Genomic DNA, 17378 nt, shown 5'->3' with positions numbered 1-17378 from the left:
GAACAAATTTTAAAACCAAGGAAGGCTGAATATGAAGGATTATAAGCGTAAAACCGCACTGCAATTTTACTGTGTGCTACTGGCGTGTGTTTTGACAACAAGTTGCACTACGGTATTCGATAAAGCGCATGGTTATCGTGGGCCCATTGTTGTGACGATTGAAACAGAAGATGGCTCAGTGCCAGAGTATCCTTTTTTGATAGAGTCCGTGTATACAGAGTCATGTGGTCATAGTAGTTGTGGCATAGACTCAGGTTATAGATACTTTAAAACTGCCTATGCTAATAAGCCAATTACCTTCCCACGGGATCGTGTGGATTTATTACAACCCAATGCCTATGCAACAATTCTTTTTAAGGTTACCCATCCTAATTATCATTACAATGTATTTACGCGAGGCTTTGCGCCCACCGATGCTGATGATCCCATACATATCACGTTTACCGTTAAGCCGTTTGCTGAACAAATGAATAAAGTAGCTGGGTGGGCCGAGCAAGGCAAAGTGATGATGCAGAACGCGGCACCAGATAGTAATGAGCATTTCAATGGAAAAATGCAGCTTTGGCAAGAGCGCTTTAATTTAGGAAAGACGATTAAAAGGCACATTACGGTGATCAAAACTATGTACTTACCCCATTTTTCAAAACGTATGCAACAACGGGTGATTGAAAAGTATCAACCGATTTTTCGAGCCTGGTACTACGGCGTACCTGAAACGGATTGTTGGGATATGGTTGACTGTAGAAAGCAAATTTTAAAACCAAGGAAGGCTGAGTATGAAGGACTATAAGCGTAAAACTGCACTGCAATTTTACTGTGTGCTACTGGCGTGTGTTTTGACAACAAGTTGCACTACGGTATTCGATAAAGCGCATGGTTATCGTGGGCCCATTGTTGTGACGATTGAAACAGAGGATGGCTCAGTGCCAGAATTCCCTTTTTTGATAAAGTCGGCCTATTCAGAGTCGTGTGGTCATAGTAGTTGTGGTATTGACTTTGGTTATAAATATTTTAAAACGGCCTATGCTAATGAGCCAATTACCTTCCCACGGGAGCGTTTGGATTTATTACAGCCCAACGCCTATGCATCGATTGAGTTTACTGTTACTCATCCTAATTATCACCACCGCGGATTTCCGCGAGGCTTTGCGCCCACCGATGCTGATGACCCTATTCATGTCACGTTTACCGTTAAGCCGTTTACTGAACAAATGGAAAAAGTAGCTGGCTGGGCGACTGGCCCTAAGCAAGACATGCAAAACTTTACACCTGATAGCAGGGAATATAAAAAAGCAGACATTCGGTATCGCCAAGCGCGTTTTAATTTAGGAGATATGATTAAAAGGCACATTACGGTGATCAAAACTTTTTACTTACCTCATTTCTCACAAAGTATGCAGCAACGGGTGATTGAAAAGTATCAACCGATTTTTAGAGCCTGGTATTACGGCGTACCTGAAACGGATTGTTGGAGTATGGTTAAATGTAGAAAGCAAATTTTAAAACCAAGGGAAGCTGAATATGAAGGATTATAAGCGTACTTGTCTGTAATAATACTTAATTAATTTACTGGATAAAATCAGATGCTAACCGCATTAAGAGTTTTTATCTGCGACGGTATGGATGCAGGAGCAAATGCCGAGAAAAATTAAATAACCTGAACTGTGGATAATAAACCTATCTCAACCAAAGTTCAGCTTAAATAAGAAAATCGTGCCATGTTATCGAGATGGTTTTATTACCTCAAAATAGCTCACGTAATTAAGCGAATTAGCGTAATTAACATGACTTAATTTTGAATCATAAAAAAATGGCGTACTATAAAGTACGCCATTTTATGAAACTGACTCAATTAAAGCTGTTATGATTTATTGCGGTTTTCTTTACTAAACGCGCGAATTTTACGTTTTTGCGACAGGGTTACTTTATTAGTACGCCCTGCAAATGGGTTATCGCCTTCTCTAAATTCAATTTTGATTGGCGTACCCATAATTTTAAGTGCTTTACGGTAGTAGTTCATTAAGTAGCGTTTGTAGCTATCAGGTAGGTCATGTACTTGGTTACCATGAATAACAATACGTGGCGGGTTGTAGCCCCCAGCATGCGCATACTTAAGCTTAACACGACGTCCACGAACAAGTGGCGGCTGGTGGTCGGCCTGTGCCATGTCCATAATACGACGTAGCATAGCAGTACTAATTCGCTTAGTTGCCGACTCATATGCTTCGTCAACTGATTCAAATAAATGGCCAACACCGGTACCATGCAGAGCAGAGATAAAGTGTAGGCGGGCAAAATCAATAAAGCCTAAACGACGATCAAGCTCAGTCTTAATACGGTCTTTAACGTAGTTATCTAGGCCATCCCACTTGTTCACGGCAATAACCAATGAGCGTCCTGAGTTAAGGGCAAAACCTAACAGGCTTAAGTCTTGATCAGAGATACCATCGCGGGCATCAACCACTAGTAACACGACGTTACAATCTTCGATTGCTTGTAATGTTTTAATGACTGAGAATTTCTCAACCACGTCACTTACTTTTTTACGTTTACGCACACCGGCGGTATCGATAAGAATATATTCTTTGTCGTTACGGGTCATCGGAATGTAAATTGAGTCACGGGTTGTACCTGGCATATCGTATACAATAACCCGGTCTTCACCTAGTATGCGGTTAGTAAGGGTTGACTTACCAACATTTGGACGACCAATAATTGCCAGCTTTACCGGCTTATCGGCAAACGCTTGGTGATCGGTGTCATCTTCTTCACCTTCTTGATATAAGTCGATAAGTTCTTCATCGTCATCGGCTACATCTTCATCAAGAGCAGCAAGTTCAGCAATAACAGGCTGAAGAGTTTGCTCAAGCAGTAAAGTAATACCACGGCCATGTGCGGCAGCGATATGATGAACTTCACCAAGTGAAAGTTGATAAAACTCAGCACAGTTTGAGTCGGCATCAATGCCGTCTGTTTTATTGGCAACAACAAAACATTTCTTCTCTTGCTTACGTAAGTGATTAGCAATAGCTTGATCAGCCACTGTCATACCTACGCGAGCATCAACTAAAAATAAAACAATATCCGCTTCTTCAATGGCTAGTAATGACTGATCAGCCATTTCGGTTTCGATACCTTCTTCTGAGCCATCAATACCGCCCGTATCTACCACGATAAATTCAAAGCCATCGTAATTTGCTTGGCCATATTTTCTATCACGCGTTAAGCCAGGAAAGTCGGCAACGAGTGCATCACGAGTACGTGTTAAACGGTTAAATAATGTGGATTTGCCCACATTGGGTCGCCCTACAAGAGCGATCACGGGAAGCATAAACTACCTCTTTAAAAAACAACAAAAGGCTTCGCAGTGCGAAGCCTTACAAAAAATAATTAACTATTAGTGCCTTACACTAATAGTAGACAGTTAGTTCGGTATTTTTACCGCGCTAACTTCACCATCGCGGGTGTATAAAATCAATTTATCGTCAGCGACAACAGGCTCAACAAAAAAACCTGATCTGTCAAAGTCTTCACGAGATACTAGCTCGCCAGTGTCTTTATTTAACCAATGCAAATTGCCTTCTTGGTCACCTAACGCTAAATAATTACCGGCAACCGCTGGGCCTGTTAAGTACCAGCCACGTAGAGCGGGTTGGCTCCAACGTTCAATGCCCGAATCTTTATCAAGTGCATAAACAACGCCGTTACTATCAACAACGTAAATTGTTTGCAAATCCATGCTAATTTCACGGTAGCTGCTGTATTCACGTTTCCATACAACATTACCTGAACGAATATCTACTGCTGATAAGTTACCATTGTAAGCAATAGCATAAGCAAATGGACCGCTAATGATTGGCTGCGTGTCTACATCAACTAAACGTTCAAACTCTGATGCGCCTTTTGGCACTGCAATTTCTGCACTCCATGCCGAGTAGCCACTCTCAGAAATTAAAACACTTAACTTACCAGTTTCTAAGCCTAGTAACACACCACCGTTAGCCACAGTAGGTGAGCTTTGACCGCGTAAAGTTAGCGGTGGCACTTCTTGCTCAAAGCTCCAGCGTTCTTCACCAGTATCTGGGTGAAGCGCAAGTAACTTACCTGAGGCTAAATTGACAAAGATTAAGCCATCGCCTGCAGCGGGTTTAGAGAGTGATTCGCCAGGTACTTTTTTACGCCAAACTTCTTTACCAGTCTCACGGTCAAGTGCAATTACATAACCATGTTCAGAGCCTAAATAGATTTTACCATAAGCTTGTAATATTCCGCCTGATAATTTTGCACTATCGTTATCGCTCCAAGGCCAAAACGATAAATCTTGGCGAACGTCGGTTTCCCATTGGGTATCGCCATTGGCAAGTGATAAGGCTTCTACTTGGCCTTCACGGCTAGCAACATACACTGTCTCTTTATAAACAGCAGGTGATAGGCGTGAAAAGTAATGCTCTACACCGTTACCAATAGATTCTTGCCATACCACATCAGTTTCAAACTGATTGGCTATTTCTGGAAGCACCAGTTCTTCTTCGTCATCACTTGAAGAACACCCCATTAGGGTTGCCATACATAGGGCAAGCGTTGCTGTTGTTATTTTTCTCATGCCTAAAACCTTATGCCGCTGGGCTAGTTACTGCTAGGTCATCTAACTTAATTTGTAAAAGAGGATTACTCGTTAATCCGCCGGCATCAACAGCAGCTTGGTAGGCTACGCGTGCTTGTTCTTTATTGCCTTGCTGAGTGTAAATGTCACCTTTTAATTCAGCCACATTTGCGTTAAATGCTTCAGGAAGAGGAGCATTTAACGTACTTAATGCATCATCGTATTGCTGCTGAGCAATTTGCACACGCGCTAAACGTGTTGTTGCAATGGCTTTAAGCTCTGCGTTATCAACGTTAGTTACGATCCAGCTTAACTTTTCATTTGCTACATCTAAGTTTTGGGCATCTACTGCTTCTTTTGCAGCAACAAATGCCGCTAGAGTTGCGTACTGAGTGTCTTTGTTTTCAGTGATAAATGCATCAGCAGATGCTAATACGCTGTCGCTTTCAACAAGCTTAGTGTATGCATCAGATGCTTGCTCTGCAGTCGTTATTTGATTTTGGTTGTATGCTTTCCAGCCATATAAACCACCTAAACCAACAATAACGCCTAACGCTAGTGAAAGGCCGTTTTCACGAAAAAAGCGTTTAATTGCTTCTGCTTGTTGTTCTTCTGTTGAATAAATTTCCATGCTTACCTCTGTTAAAGCGCTTCACTACTTACGCTTTATATAATTTAGCTATTAATTAGTTCTGCAAGTAACGTTTTAGCTTGTTCTAGTTCTAGTGTGACTTGTTCCTTACGCTCACGTAAGTATTTAATAGTCACAACGCCTTGCTCTAATTCATCTTCACCGATAATAATTGCGACGAGCGCATCGCTTTTATCAGCACGTTTGAGTTGTTTTTTAAAGTTACCAGCGCCAGCGTGCACCATAACCCGTAATCCAGGTACATCACGACGTAAGGTAGATGCAATTATAGGCGCTTGAATACTGGCTTTGTCGCCCATAGCTGCTAAATATACATCAGCACTACGGCGTATGTCACCTACACATTCAAGTGCTTGAAGTAGTAAAACCAAGCGCTCTAAACCCATCGCGAAACCTACCGCAGGGGTTGATTTACCGCCTAATTGCTCTACTAAGCCATCATAACGACCACCAGCACATACAGTACCTTGTGCACCTAAGCTGTCGGTTACCCATTCAAATACAGTGCGGTTGTAATAATCTAAGCCACGTACCAGCTTTTCATTAACCGTGTATTTGACGCCTGCGGCATCTAATCGTTCACATAAATTTTCAAAATGTTCTTTTGATTCAGCATCTAAATGTTCAGATAGCTTTGGTGCATCGACTAAGATTGCCTGAATATCTGGATTTTTAGTATCCAAAACGCGCAGTGGGTTAGAGTACATACGACGCTTAGAATCTTCATCTAGTACATCGGTATGTTGTTCTAAAAAGGCGATTAAGGCATCGCGGTACTCTGCACGTGCTTCGTTTGAACCTAATGAATTAAGTTCTAAACGCACATGGTCAGTAATGCCAAATGCTTCCCAAAGTTGCGCCGTGAGTAAAATAACTTCGGCGTCAATATCGGCGCTGGCAATACCAAAAGTCTCTAAACCAAACTGATGAAATTGACGGTAGCGACCTTTTTGTGGGCGTTCATGGCGAAACATAGGGCCCATGTACCAAAGGCGTTGTTCTTGATTGTATAACAGGCCATTTTCGTTACCTGCACGGACACACACTGCAGTCCCTTCTGGGCGCAGAGTTAAATTGTCGCCGTTACGATCGGCAAAGGTGTACATTTCTTTTTCTACTATATCGGTTACTTCACCAATAGAGCGTTTAAATAGGTCGGTTGATTCTACAATTGGAAAACGAATTTCTTGATAACCAAACGATGATACGGTCTCGCGTAAAATGTGTTCTACTTTCTGCCAAACTTGCGTATCGCCTGGCAGGCAATCGTTCATACCGCGAACTGCCTGAATTTGTTTTGCCACTGATAAATCCTAAATCTGTTTATGTGCAGCTCTGGGCTGCAACCACGTAAAACTAAAAAATCGACCCTGCATTATAACCCTAACTATAAGGTAATTGCGAGCGCAGCGGGGCGTACGTAATTTATACTACGTTGTGAATGCTGCGACTAAAAAAGGTCATTTGAATACATAGTGTTGTAACAACACATCACTCTACGATTTTTATGTCAATTGGAGTTTGCTGTTGCTTCTGTTCAATGAAATCGCGTACATAGCCTTCAAGTTGATCAACAATATTATTGTTATCAATACGGGCTTTTTGGCGTTCGCCATTAATGTATAAACCTGAGCGACGGTTTGCGCCGGCAAGGCCAATATCACTCACTAATGCTTCGCCTGGTCCGTTAACCACACAGCCAATGACTGACACTGAAACTGGCTCAATAATATCTTCTAAGCGCTCTTCAAGTTGATTCATGGTGCTTACTACATCAAACTCTTGGCGCGAACAGCTAGGGCAAGCAATAAAATTAATGCCGCGAGAGCGAATACGCAATGATTTTAATATATCAAAGCCTACTTTTATTTCTTGAACTGGGTCTGCCGCTAGTGATACACGCAGCGTGTCACCAATACCTTCAGCTAATAACATGCCTAAACCGACGGCCGATTTAACTGAGCCAGAGCGCATGCCGCCTGCTTCAGTAATGCCTAAATGCAGTGGCTGGTCGATTTCTTTTGCAAGTAGACGATACGCGCCAACCGCTAAAAATACGTCTGATGCTTTCACTGAAATTTTAAATTGGTCAAAGTCTAAGCGACGTAATATATCTACATGACGCATAGCAGATTCAAGTAGAGCTTCAGGTGTTGGCTCGCCGTATTTTTCTTGTAGGTCGCGCTCAAGTGAGCCGCCATTTACGCCAATACGAATTGGAATGTTATGCTCACGGGCCGAATCAACAACGGCTCTAATACGTTCTTCACTGCCAATGTTTCCTGGGTTAATACGTAAACAATCAACACCATACTTTGCTACTTTTAATGCAATGCGGTAGTCAAAGTGAATATCAGCAACCAGCGGTATCGATACCTGCTCTTTAATGCTTTTAAATGCTTCAGCTGCATCCATGGTAGGAACAGATACACGTACTATGTCAGCACCGGCATCTTGAATCGCTTGAATTTGAGCTACAGTGGCATCAATGTCCATTGTGTCTGTGTTGGTCATTGACTGCACAGCAATTGGTGCACCATCACCAATTGGAACATTACCCACATTAATGCGGGTGGATTTTCTGCGTTTGATAGGAGATTCTGAAAACATAGCGACTACTCTGCTAAGGGTAATTTAAATTTAGCTAAACGGTTTTTAGGAAAAGCCGAAATATCAACTGGCTCACCATTTAGGGTAATACGAACAACATCGTGCTTGCCTAGTACCACTGAAAAAGGCGCTACACCAGTTAAGGTCATTTCGTAGCCTGCTTTTTTTACACCAAATGCAATTTTCTCATCGTTGGCATCGTGGATTTCAACCCAGCTTTCGTCATTAAACATCATAATAATGGTGCTTAAATCACTGCTTGTTGGTTCACTTTGGCTTTGTGCATCGTTAAGGGGCGCAGCCTGAATTGTTTGTTGTTCATTGATTACGGCTGGGTTTGCTTGTGGTGCAGGCTCAATATCATTCGATTGTGCTTCATCGACAGCTTCATTGGCCTCATCAGCGAGTCGTTTTGTATTTTCTTGTTGCACAGTGATGAATGAGTTACTCGCTTTTATAGTATTAGTTTGTTCATCAATAGGCGTTGCATTTTGCCACCACCATACGGCTGATGAGCCAATAACAATGGCTAAAATTAAGTAACTTACCGTCATTAGTCGACTGTCATGCGCTTCTTTTTCTGTACGCCTTGAAAAGCTTTGCATATCTACAGGCTTATCTGAAGCACTAAAGGCAGGCAGCATCGCTAAAATAGCGCTGCTATCTATGTTTAGTGTGCGGCAATAATTTTTTATGTAGCCTTTAACAAATGTTTTTGCGCCTAGTAAATGATATTCATCGTTTTCAATATGCTGAACTTGTAATTCAGTTAACTTTAATAACGAGGCAATATTAGCAAGGCTAATGTTTGCATTTTCTCTATGTGTTTTTAGTATTTGACCTACAGAGGGTTCATCGCTCTGCGGTTGTGTATTATCTTCATTCATAATGTGTATCAGTTTGGATCCACTAGTAAAAGTTTAAATTTTGGCTTAACAACCAGAGTAAGACTTCGTTTTTATTTTTTAGTATTCGTTAATTCTTGTTGCTAAGGCGCACTATAAAAAGGCACTACATTTAATATTTTAAAAACTATACCGTGTTTTGATAAAGTTTATGTGTTTTTAAGTCCTTTAATACACCTTATTTGTAGCAGTTTAGCATTGTATCACACTGAAATGCTAAATTGCTTTCCCCTAAAACAAGCATTTGCACATCACCCTTTGTGCTTTATTTTAGTTTACAGTTAAAAGGAGTGTAATTATCTAGCGTATTTTTTTTATTTGCTCATCTGACGCTTTGTTATTTAAAGCCGGTACTGGGCTTTTTTTACGAATAATTTTTATTTTCGGCTCAGCAATAATTTGGTTGTTATTACTACTTTCTTGTAATTCATCTAGCTGGGCTTGGCGATATTTTTCACGTAGTACTTCAAATTCTGTTCGTCTTAACTGATTATCGCGAATGGCGTTAGCTTGCATACTACTTGGGTAGGTTTGTAGTAAGGTTGTCGCAATTTTTTCTGCTTCTTCAATTTTCCCCATTCGTTGTTTAACCAAATAGCCAAGCAACAAAGCGCGAGAAGAAACTTGCGCGGTATCGTCATAACGTTTTATTAAGTTACTGGCTTTGTACAAGTCGCTTTTTGCATAATATAGAGCCGCTAAACTTATTAATGTAGATGCGCGTTGTGAGCTATGGTTTAGTGCTTGTTGAAAATAGCTCTCGGCGTTTGTGAAATCGTTAAATTCAATAGCGCACAGGGCCAAATTTTCATAGCTTTGCGCTACACGAATATAACTGGGTATTTCAATCGCTTTTAAAAACTGATCGGTGGCGCGATCATACTCATTAATACTGCACAAAAACGTGCCGTAGTTGTTTAAGGTGTTAGGGTCGTTTGGCTTGATAGCCAGTGCTTTTTGATAGGCTTTGTCGGCTAATCCGTTCTCGCCAACTTGTTGGTAATAGTATGCTAAAGAGTAGTGTACTTCGGGTAAGTTTGGAGCGTACTCGTTGGCACGTTCTAGGTTATATTTAGCTTGAGAGTTATTGCCTGTATTTAAATACTGTAATGCCAATGCTATGCGCGTGCGAGCTGCACCATCGTTATTAATTTTATTCTCGAGGACTGGTTTATCGCTGCCGTTGTAACTATTTTCGGTAACACAACCGCTTATAAACAGTGTTGATAGTGCTAACGTAAGTAAAGATCGCATTACTTTGTCTCTTTATTTATATCCATAACCTCTATCTTACCTCAAAGCCTTTGTGTTGCATCATTTATTTAAAAATAAACGATATATCACAAAGGCTCTTGATTACTCAAAAATTAGGCTTGATGAATATTCACTGCAATTGCATTGTCATCACGCATTTTCTTTTTCGCCATACGCTTCGTACGGTCTACAACATCGCCAGCTAACTGGCCGCAGGCAGCGTCAATGTCATCTCCTCGGGTACGACGAACAATACAGGTAATACCCGCAGCTTGTAATACTTTAGAGAAACGATCAATTCGACTGTTGCTTGAACGAGTATATTCATTACCTGGGAATGGATTAAATGGAATAAGGTTAACCTTAGAGGGTGTTCCTTTTAACGTTTTAACCAGTTCATGAGCTTGATCAGTACTATCGTTAACGCCGTTAAGCATTACATATTCAATAGTCACATCTTTGTTGGCTTTTGAACCGTCAATGTAACGACGACACGCAGCTAAAAACTCTTCAATTGGGTATTTTTTATTGATCGGTACTAAAATGTCACGCAGGGCGTTATCTGGCGCATGCAGTGAAATTGCCAGTGCTACGTCTATTTTTTCTTTCAATAAATCAAGGGCAGGTACCACACCTGAGGTGCTTAATGTAACGCGGCGTTTAGATAAACCAAAGCCCCAGTCGTCCATCATTAATTCCATTGCAGGTACCACGTTTTTAACGTTAAGTAACGGCTCGCCCATACCCATCATCACTACGTTAGTGACAGGACGTTTTTCGCTGTTGCCATCTAGGCCAATATCTTTGGCTACTCGCCATACTTGGCCGATAATTTCAGACACTTTTAAGTTACGGTTAAAGCCTTGTTGAGCCGTTGAGCAAAAAGTACATTCTAGTGCACAGCCCACTTGAGAAGATACACACAAGGTGGCGCGATCTTTTTCTGGGATCCAAACTGCTTCAACTTCTTGACCGCCTTCTAACACGAGTGCGTATTTGATGGTACCGTCGCTGGCTTGTTGGCGAACTGATATTTCTGGTGCAACAATTTCGCATTCATTTTTAAGCTTTTCTTTTAGCTTTTTGTTTACGTTACTCATTTCGTCGAAATTATCTACGCCAAAATGATAAATCCATTTCATCACCTGATCGCCACGGAATGGCTTTTCACCGAATGATACAAATAGCTCTCGCATTGCATCTCGGTTTAAATCTAATAAGTTAATCTTTTTTTGCTCGGTCATGTAACAACCTCAATCGGTGGCGGTGATGGTAAAAATTTACAAGGACGAATTGTACACAATTCATCCACTATAATCATTAAGTAAAACATCATAAATAAACGGCTAATACTTTACGTAATGACTAAAAAAGGGCTCGAAAGCCCTTTTCATACTTTGCATCACAGGGTTAGCTGTGAACTCGAATTAACGAGTACGTGGGCAAAGTTCTTCGTCAGCGAAGAAGTACGCGATTTCGCGAGCAGCAGATTCAACAGCGTCAGAACCGTGAACCGCATTTTCGTCGATGCTATCAGCGTAGTCTGCACGTAAAGTGCCAGCTAGTGCTTCAGCAGGGTTAGTAGCACCCATGATTTCACGGTTTTTAAGAACAGCGTTTTCGCCTTCAAGAACGGTAACCATTACTGGGCCAGAAGTCATGAAAGATACTAAAGCGCCAAAGAAAGGACGTTCGCTGTGTTCAGCGTAGAAACCTTCAGCTTTCTCTTGTGAAAGGTGAACCATTTTAGCTGCAACGATTTTAAGACCCGCAGTTTCGAAACGGTTGTAGATTGCGCCGATGTGGTTTTTAGCAACTGCATCAGGTTTTACGATTGAAAAAGTACGCTCTAAAGCCATCTTTGTGCTCCAATAATTTAAATAAAAGGTTGAATATTAACGGGCGCGAATTATACGCGTTTTAGTTAAAAAAACCTAATTTATTCTACTTTTCCAACTTTTTAAATTTGCTAGCTTGTATTTATGAACTAAAAACAATGTTTTTACATTTATTATATGTTCATAAACTTGAACTATACTTTTTTATCTAAATGGTGTGACTTTTGTTAAATATACACTTTTATATGGATCCAAATGCAGGTCGAGTACATGCAAAAATTAAGGTAAATATATGTTTTTTAACCAATCTTTAAAAAATCAAATTGCTGATTTACAAAGTAAGCTTTCTGTAGGAGAGCAGGTTAAGCAAAGTTTAGATAGTGAGATGTTGGTATTGGAGCTTGATAAGCAAGGTGCAATATTAAGACAAAATAAAAACTTTGAACGGGAATTTAATTACTCAAATAGCCAAATACTCAATAAAAAGATTTTAGATTTTATTCCAGAAAACGCTAGAAATAACGCTGATTTTCATGCCTTTAAAAAAGCGTTAAGTAAAGCCGAACATTTTGCTGGCGCTATTCAAGTATCCCACCAAAACGGACAACGAGATTGGTTACGCTGTATTTTACACCCGATAAAAAATGAGCAAGGTCAGCTTGAGTATTTAACCCTGCATTGCACTGTGCTTACACAAATAATTGAAAGCTCGAGAGAAAACGAAGATTTAATCAAAGCATTGCATCGTTCAACAGCGGTTATTGAGTTCGATACTCAGGGTATGGTTCTGCGTGTTAATGACAACTTCTTAAAAAGTATGGGTTATTCAAAGCAAGAAGTTTCAGGTAAGCACCATGGAATGTTTTGTACCGAACAAGAGGCCAGCAGTAAAGAGTACCAAGCCTTTTGGCAGCGCCTGCGAAATGGCGAGTTCATTGCCGGCAGATTTAAACGTATTGATAAGCATGGTAATGAAGTGTGGTTAGAAGCGTCGTATAATCCGATTTTTAATGAAGCAAATGAGCTTTATAAAGTAGTTAAATTTGCTACTGTGATCACAGACCAAGTAGAAAAAGAACTGGCCACAGAACAAGCGGCGAATATTGCGCATGGCACTTCAATTGAAACTGATAATAACGCGGATAAGGGCGCAGAAGTGGTACAAAAAACCGCACAGGTTATGAACGAGCTGTCGGTGCAAATGGAGCAAACAGCCCAAGAAATTTCAGCGTTAGATAAACAATCGCAACTGATAGCGAGCATAGTGCAAAGCATTAGCAGTATTGCTGACCAAACCAACTTACTAGCACTTAATGCAGCTATTGAGGCTGCAAGAGCTGGTGAGCAGGGTCGCGGTTTCGCTGTAGTCGCTGATGAAGTCCGTTTGCTTGCCTCAAGAACCAGTAAAGCTACCGAAGAAATTGTGGATGTTGTACAGCAAAATCAAAACTTAACTCAAGCCACTGTTGCTGTTATAGAGCAAGGTAGAAATAAAGCGCAACAAGGACTCGAACTCTCCAAAGAATCTGGTGTTGTAATGAGTGACATTAAAAAAGGCGCACAACAAGTTGTTGATGCCGTTAGCCAATTTTCTAATCAATTAAGTAGTAAAAAATAACTTAAATTTGCTTCTCTTCATTTTTAACACAGAAGAGAAATTTTGATGATCTCGATCAAAGTTTCTCTTTTGACCACTCATTATACTTGCGCGCTTTATTTCCCTTAACTATTCATGCAACCGGCTTGAACTCGGTTCGATGTATGGAGCGCACATGTCAGCAGTTACTTCTTCAACCCCGTTTATTCCTGAACTACTTTGCCCAGCAGGTAGCTTAAAAAACATGCGTTATGCCTTTGCCTATGGGGCAGACGCTGTTTATGCCGGCCAACCTCGTTACAGTTTAAGGGTTCGCAATAATGAATTTGATTTAGATACTTTACAAATAGGTATTAACGAAGCTCATGCGCTAAATAAAAAGTTTTATGTAGTGTCTAATATTGCCCCACACAATGCGAAAGTGAAATCGTATTTACGTGATATAGAGCCAGTAATTGCTATGAAGCCGGATGCATTGATCATGTCCGATCCTGGCTTAATTATGTTAGTGCGTGAAAAATGGCCTGATATGCCCATTCACCTTTCAGTACAAGCTAATGCAGTAAACTATGCCAGTGTATTGTTTTGGGCAAAACAGGGTATTGAGCGGGTAATTTTATCTCGCGAGTTATCGCTTGAAGAAATAAGTGAAATTCGCTCTTTATGCCCAGAAACAGAGCTAGAAGTATTTGTTCATGGTGCTCTGTGTATGGCCTATTCAGGGCGCTGTTTACTCTCAGGCTATATTAATAAACGCGATCCTAACCAAGGTACATGCACTAATGCGTGTCGTTGGGAATACGATGTTAAACCTGGCACTGAGAACGAAACCGGTGAAATGGTACATAAAATCGATCCTAAAACGGTTATACCTACGTTAGGTGAAGGCGCGCCAAGCAACGATGTTTTTATGCTAGAAGAGCAAGGTCGCCCCGGTGAATATATGCCCGCATTTGAAGACGAGCATGGTACTTATATCATGAACTCAAAAGACTTACGCGCCGTGCAATACGTAGAGCAGCTAACAAAAATGGGGGTGCATAGCTTAAAAATAGAAGGGCGTACTAAGTCATTTTATTATGTTGCGCGTACCGCTCAGGTGTATCGTAAAGCGATTGACGATGCCGTCGCAGGTAAACCATTCGATGCTGATTTATTCAAAACTCTTGAGAACCTAGCGCACCGTGGTTACACCGAAGGATTTTTAAAGCGCCACGCCCACCAAGATTATCAAAATTACGAATACGGCCATTCAGTTTCTACCAAGCAGCAATTTGTAGGTGAGGTACTAGGGCGAAATGCTAATGGTTTGGTTGAAATAGATGTAAAAAATAAGTTTTGTGTTGGCCATTCATTAGAGCTAATGACGCCGAAAGGCAATATTAGTTTTACCCTAGAAAGTATGGAAAATAAAAAAGGCGAAAGCATCACCGATGCCAAAGGTTCAGGCCACATTGTAAAAATTCCACTGCCTGACACTATCGATTTAGAGCACGCGATACTGATGCGAAATTTGGATGAAAACCAAGATACCCGCAATCCTTTCAAACAAGCTGTTTCATAATAGAGAGTTTAATCATGGCTTTACTCATAAACAGCAAGTGCATTAACTGTGACATGTGCGATCCAGAGTGCCCAAATGAAGCCATTTATATGGGCGCTAAAATTTACCAAATAGACCCTGAAAAATGCACCGAATGTGTGGGTCATTACGACAAGCCAACGTGCGTCAGTGTATGCCCCATTGACTGCATAAAGCCCGACCCTAATCATCGGGAAAGTATAGACGAACTGGCTGAAAAGTATGTGAGATTAATGGGTTAGTTGCTTTAAAAAGATTATCTATCTGTTTTTATTAGAAAGCCAAGTGTATTGCGACTAATTAGTTGTTGCTAATTGTTACCATAGTTTCCAGTATGTCAATAATTAAAGAAAGATTTGGAGTGCACTTGAGCGGAACTAAAAATATAAAGAACTTTTTTGGTATCCTAAATTATTTTCAGCTAATCATCGGAGCCTAAATAATTTAATAGCAAAAGAGTAAAAGTCTCAAATTTACAATGTTATAAAGTATTATAAGTTTATTGAATGTAAGAGATTGCTTTATGAATACGTTATACATTACTGGGGCTGGTGTGAGTGCTGCTAGTGGTATTCCTACTTTTCGTGGTGAAGATGGCTTTTGGACCATTGGTAGTAAAAATTATACGCCTATGGAAATGGCCACTCGTGCCATGTATGAAAATAACCCGAGTGAGTTTTTAGCTTGGTATTATCATCGTTTTGCAACTTATCGTCATCATGGTCCTAATGAAGTACATCATTGGCTTAGTGATAAAAACTTAATTACCCAAAATATTGATGGGCTTGATGGTAAGGCGGGTAATAAAAATTTTATTGCGATTCATGGACGGCTTGATCAAATGACGCTGTTTCATCATCAGGGCGATGACGTTACACCACAAACAACTCCTTGGGATAATGTTGATGAGAGCAACTTACATCGCTCTTTACTGGAGCTATTCAATATTGAAAATAACCAGCCTAAGCTTAATCATTCTCTAAAGCCCTTTGTGCTGTTATTTGATGAATATTACACCGTGCTATACCGTATTACTGAGGCGCAGCAGCGAATGATGAATGCCGATAAAATGGTATTTATGGGTACCTCTTTTAGTGTAAACATTACCCAAATGGCACTAGAGATTGCACGTAATTATGCTATTCCAATTGAAATTGTTGACCCTGAACCTACTCATGTACTGCACTCAAATGTAAGTTATAAAAAAATGACTGCATTGGAGTACATACAGCAACAAGGTTAACTAGGTAACTAGGTTATATATTGCTGCTGGTATACATAATTTATTATGCGTTATTAATAATCAGTACAGCTTACATTATGTTATTGTTGGCATTTAATTCACGCTGGTACTCGTTATTTTAGGTACTTAAATACATTATAAGAAGTCGGTAGCAATGTTAAGTATTTCTCTTGGGCCTTTGGTTATTTCCATTTCTCAGTTAATTATTTTTTTAGGTTTAGGCATTTTTTGGGGGCTTACCTATTTATTGACGCGCCAACATCCATTACAAAAAGCAATTTTAGATACGGTTTTTAAAGCAATTGTGGTGGGCTTTTTAGTCTCGCGTTTAGCGTTTGTGTTTACTATGTGGGATGCTTATCAAGGTAATTGGTGGCAGCTTTTTAATATTAGCGACGGTGGCTTTATTGGTTATTATGGCTGGCTAAGCGGTATAGTTATTTTAGCGTTTTATGCGCGTGGTAAAAAAGCGGTAATGAAAAACTACGCTATTGCTGGGTTTGTAGGTTTTTGTTCAATGATTATTCCTAACTTTGCATTGTCTATTTATCAAACGGGTGTGCAATTACCGCAATCGGTTGTGCATAATATGCAAGGGCAGCAAGTTAATTTACAAAACTTTAAAGGTAAGCCTGTGGTTATTAATTTTTGGGCGTCGTGGTGTCCGCCGTGTCGAAAAGAAATGCCAGTGCTACAAGCTGCTCAAAAAAATAACTCAAATATTACGGTGGCGTTTGTCAATCAAGGTGAAGACTTACACACGGTAAAAGCGTTCCTTAATGAACAGCAACTCGACCTTAATCATGTGTTTTTTGACCAAAGCAGTAATGTGAGTCGCGAATCCGGTGCTGCAGGCTTACCAACCACCTTGTTTTATAATAGCCAAGGAGAGTTAGTTACCAGCCATATAGGTGAGCTTTCTCATGCGAGTTTAGGCTATTATATTCAGGCGATTAGCGCTAAAAAATAACGGCGTATTGCTGTTTAATCGCGTCATTCCTTTTTATGCCCTTTTATAAGCAGCTAAATAGCCATTTTGCGGCTTAACTACCTACTTTTATTAGAGTAGGTTACTTATTGAGACAGCATTCATT

The 17378-nt window shown here is 40.3% G+C and carries 15 protein-coding genes and 1 pseudogene; 7 read left to right on the top strand and 9 right to left on the bottom strand.

The window, feature by feature from the left end; all coding sequences use genetic code 11:
- The first annotated feature begins 31 nt into the window (after nucleotides 1–31).
- Nucleotides 32–790, top strand: a complete 759-nt coding sequence (locus FLM47_RS16290; RefSeq protein WP_178956963.1) for a hypothetical protein — start codon at nucleotides 32–34, stop codon at nucleotides 788–790.
- Nucleotides 777–1535 (top strand): hypothetical protein, encoded by a 759-nt coding sequence (locus FLM47_RS16285; protein WP_178956962.1) that lies wholly within the window; start codon nucleotides 777–779, stop codon nucleotides 1533–1535. The genes FLM47_RS16290 and FLM47_RS16285 overlap by 14 nt, the downstream gene beginning before the upstream one ends.
- 326 nt (nucleotides 1536–1861) lie before the next feature.
- Here the strand turns inward: FLM47_RS16285 and der are convergent, their stop codons facing one another.
- The 9 genes and pseudogenes from der to ndk all read right to left on the bottom strand — a co-directional run bounded on the left by der (nucleotide 1862) and on the right by ndk (nucleotide 11883).
- Nucleotides 1862–3331, bottom strand: a complete 1470-nt coding sequence (gene der, locus FLM47_RS16280; protein WP_010389444.1) for a ribosome biogenesis GTPase Der — start codon at nucleotides 3329–3331, stop codon at nucleotides 1862–1864.
- A gap of 93 nt (nucleotides 3332–3424) precedes the next feature.
- Nucleotides 3425–4603 carry an outer membrane protein assembly factor BamB gene (bamB, locus tag FLM47_RS16275; protein ID WP_178956961.1) on the bottom strand — a complete coding sequence of 393 codons (1179 nt, stop codon included), beginning with the start codon at nucleotides 4601–4603 and terminating at the stop codon, nucleotides 3425–3427.
- A gap of 10 nt (nucleotides 4604–4613) precedes the next feature.
- Nucleotides 4614–5234 carry a tetratricopeptide repeat protein gene (locus FLM47_RS16270; RefSeq protein ID WP_138605797.1) on the bottom strand — a complete coding sequence of 207 codons (621 nt, stop codon included), beginning with the start codon at nucleotides 5232–5234 and terminating at the stop codon, nucleotides 4614–4616.
- 44 nt (nucleotides 5235–5278) lie between these two features.
- Nucleotides 5279–6559: a histidine--tRNA ligase gene (gene hisS, locus FLM47_RS16265; RefSeq protein ID WP_178956960.1), complete on the bottom strand. Its 1281-nt coding sequence runs from the start codon at nucleotides 6557–6559 to the stop codon at nucleotides 5279–5281.
- Nucleotides 6560–6746: 187 nt separating this feature from the next.
- Nucleotides 6747–7865: a flavodoxin-dependent (E)-4-hydroxy-3-methylbut-2-enyl-diphosphate synthase gene (gene ispG / locus FLM47_RS16260; protein ID WP_008111348.1), complete on the bottom strand. Its 1119-nt coding sequence runs from the start codon at nucleotides 7863–7865 to the stop codon at nucleotides 6747–6749.
- A gap of 5 nt (nucleotides 7866–7870) precedes the next feature.
- On the bottom strand, nucleotides 7871–8752 hold the full coding sequence (locus tag FLM47_RS16255) for a RodZ domain-containing protein (protein ID WP_178956959.1): 882 nt from the start codon (nucleotides 8750–8752) through the stop codon (nucleotides 7871–7873).
- Between the two features lie 372 nt (nucleotides 8753–9124).
- Nucleotides 9125–10024: pseudogene (gene pilW, locus FLM47_RS16250) on the bottom strand (type IV pilus biogenesis/stability protein PilW); the annotation flags it as partial.
- A gap of 113 nt (nucleotides 10025–10137) precedes the next feature.
- On the bottom strand, nucleotides 10138–11268 hold the full coding sequence (locus FLM47_RS16245) for a bifunctional tRNA (adenosine(37)-C2)-methyltransferase TrmG/ribosomal RNA large subunit methyltransferase RlmN (RefSeq protein WP_010389431.1): 1131 nt from the start codon (nucleotides 11266–11268) through the stop codon (nucleotides 10138–10140).
- Nucleotides 11269–11451: 183 nt separating this feature from the next.
- The gene (gene ndk / locus FLM47_RS16240; protein WP_008111339.1) at nucleotides 11452–11883 is read right to left on the bottom strand and encodes a nucleoside-diphosphate kinase; all 432 of its coding nucleotides are present in this window, start codon (nucleotides 11881–11883) and stop codon (nucleotides 11452–11454) included.
- A gap of 271 nt (nucleotides 11884–12154) precedes the next feature.
- Between ndk and FLM47_RS16235 the strand changes: the two genes are divergently transcribed.
- The 5 genes from FLM47_RS16235 to FLM47_RS16215 all read left to right on the top strand — a co-directional run bounded on the left by FLM47_RS16235 (nucleotide 12155) and on the right by FLM47_RS16215 (nucleotide 17254).
- Nucleotides 12155–13480: a PAS domain-containing methyl-accepting chemotaxis protein gene (locus FLM47_RS16235; RefSeq protein WP_178956957.1), complete on the top strand. Its 1326-nt coding sequence runs from the start codon at nucleotides 12155–12157 to the stop codon at nucleotides 13478–13480.
- 154 nt (nucleotides 13481–13634) lie between these two features.
- On the top strand, nucleotides 13635–15023 hold the full coding sequence (yegQ, locus tag FLM47_RS16230; protein WP_178956956.1) for a tRNA 5-hydroxyuridine modification protein YegQ: 1389 nt from the start codon (nucleotides 13635–13637) through the stop codon (nucleotides 15021–15023).
- A 14-nt stretch (nucleotides 15024–15037) separates the two neighbouring features.
- On the top strand, nucleotides 15038–15283 hold the full coding sequence (locus tag FLM47_RS16225) for a YfhL family 4Fe-4S dicluster ferredoxin (RefSeq protein ID WP_178956955.1): 246 nt from the start codon (nucleotides 15038–15040) through the stop codon (nucleotides 15281–15283).
- 281 nt (nucleotides 15284–15564) lie between these two features.
- The gene (locus tag FLM47_RS16220; protein WP_178956954.1) at nucleotides 15565–16284 is read left to right on the top strand and encodes a Sir2 family NAD-dependent protein deacetylase; all 720 of its coding nucleotides are present in this window, start codon (nucleotides 15565–15567) and stop codon (nucleotides 16282–16284) included.
- 154 nt (nucleotides 16285–16438) lie between these two features.
- Nucleotides 16439–17254, top strand: a complete 816-nt coding sequence (locus tag FLM47_RS16215; RefSeq protein ID WP_178956953.1) for a TlpA disulfide reductase family protein — start codon at nucleotides 16439–16441, stop codon at nucleotides 17252–17254.
- Nucleotides 17255–17378: the final 124 nt, after the last annotated feature.

Origin of the sequence: Pseudoalteromonas sp. Scap06 (assembly GCF_013394165.1) — a bacterium.
Lineage (GTDB): Bacteria > Pseudomonadota > Gammaproteobacteria > Enterobacterales > Alteromonadaceae > Pseudoalteromonas.
The sequence above is the reverse complement of the archived record's forward strand: the minus strand, read 5'-3'. Positions and strand labels throughout refer to the sequence as shown.

Excerpts from the sequence above, each read along its gene's own strand:
- FLM47_RS16225 (WP_178956955.1), top strand. The coding sequence starts at position 15,038 with ATGGCTTTACTCATAAACAGCAAGTGCATTAACTGTGACATGTGCGAT.
- bamB (WP_178956961.1), bottom strand. The coding sequence starts at position 4,603 with ATGAGAAAAATAACAACAGCAACGCTTGCCCTATGTATGGCAACCCTA.
- ndk (WP_008111339.1), bottom strand. The coding sequence starts at position 11,883 with ATGGCTTTAGAGCGTACTTTTTCAATCGTAAAACCTGATGCAGTTGCT.
- der (WP_010389444.1), bottom strand. The coding sequence starts at position 3,331 with ATGCTTCCCGTGATCGCTCTTGTAGGGCGACCCAATGTGGGCAAATCC.
- FLM47_RS16215 (WP_178956953.1), top strand. The coding sequence starts at position 16,439 with ATGTTAAGTATTTCTCTTGGGCCTTTGGTTATTTCCATTTCTCAGTTA.
- FLM47_RS16255 (WP_178956959.1), bottom strand. The coding sequence starts at position 8,752 with ATGAATGAAGATAATACACAACCGCAGAGCGATGAACCCTCTGTAGGT.
- ispG (WP_008111348.1), bottom strand. The coding sequence starts at position 7,865 with ATGTTTTCAGAATCTCCTATCAAACGCAGAAAATCCACCCGCATTAAT.
- FLM47_RS16245 (WP_010389431.1), bottom strand. The coding sequence starts at position 11,268 with ATGACCGAGCAAAAAAAGATTAACTTATTAGATTTAAACCGAGATGCA.
- FLM47_RS16285 (WP_178956962.1), top strand. The coding sequence starts at position 777 with ATGAAGGACTATAAGCGTAAAACTGCACTGCAATTTTACTGTGTGCTA.
- yegQ (WP_178956956.1), top strand. The coding sequence starts at position 13,635 with ATGTCAGCAGTTACTTCTTCAACCCCGTTTATTCCTGAACTACTTTGC.
- FLM47_RS16290 (WP_178956963.1), top strand. The coding sequence starts at position 32 with ATGAAGGATTATAAGCGTAAAACCGCACTGCAATTTTACTGTGTGCTA.
- FLM47_RS16220 (WP_178956954.1), top strand. The coding sequence starts at position 15,565 with ATGAATACGTTATACATTACTGGGGCTGGTGTGAGTGCTGCTAGTGGT.
- FLM47_RS16235 (WP_178956957.1), top strand. The coding sequence starts at position 12,155 with ATGTTTTTTAACCAATCTTTAAAAAATCAAATTGCTGATTTACAAAGT.
- FLM47_RS16270 (WP_138605797.1), bottom strand. The coding sequence starts at position 5,234 with ATGGAAATTTATTCAACAGAAGAACAACAAGCAGAAGCAATTAAACGC.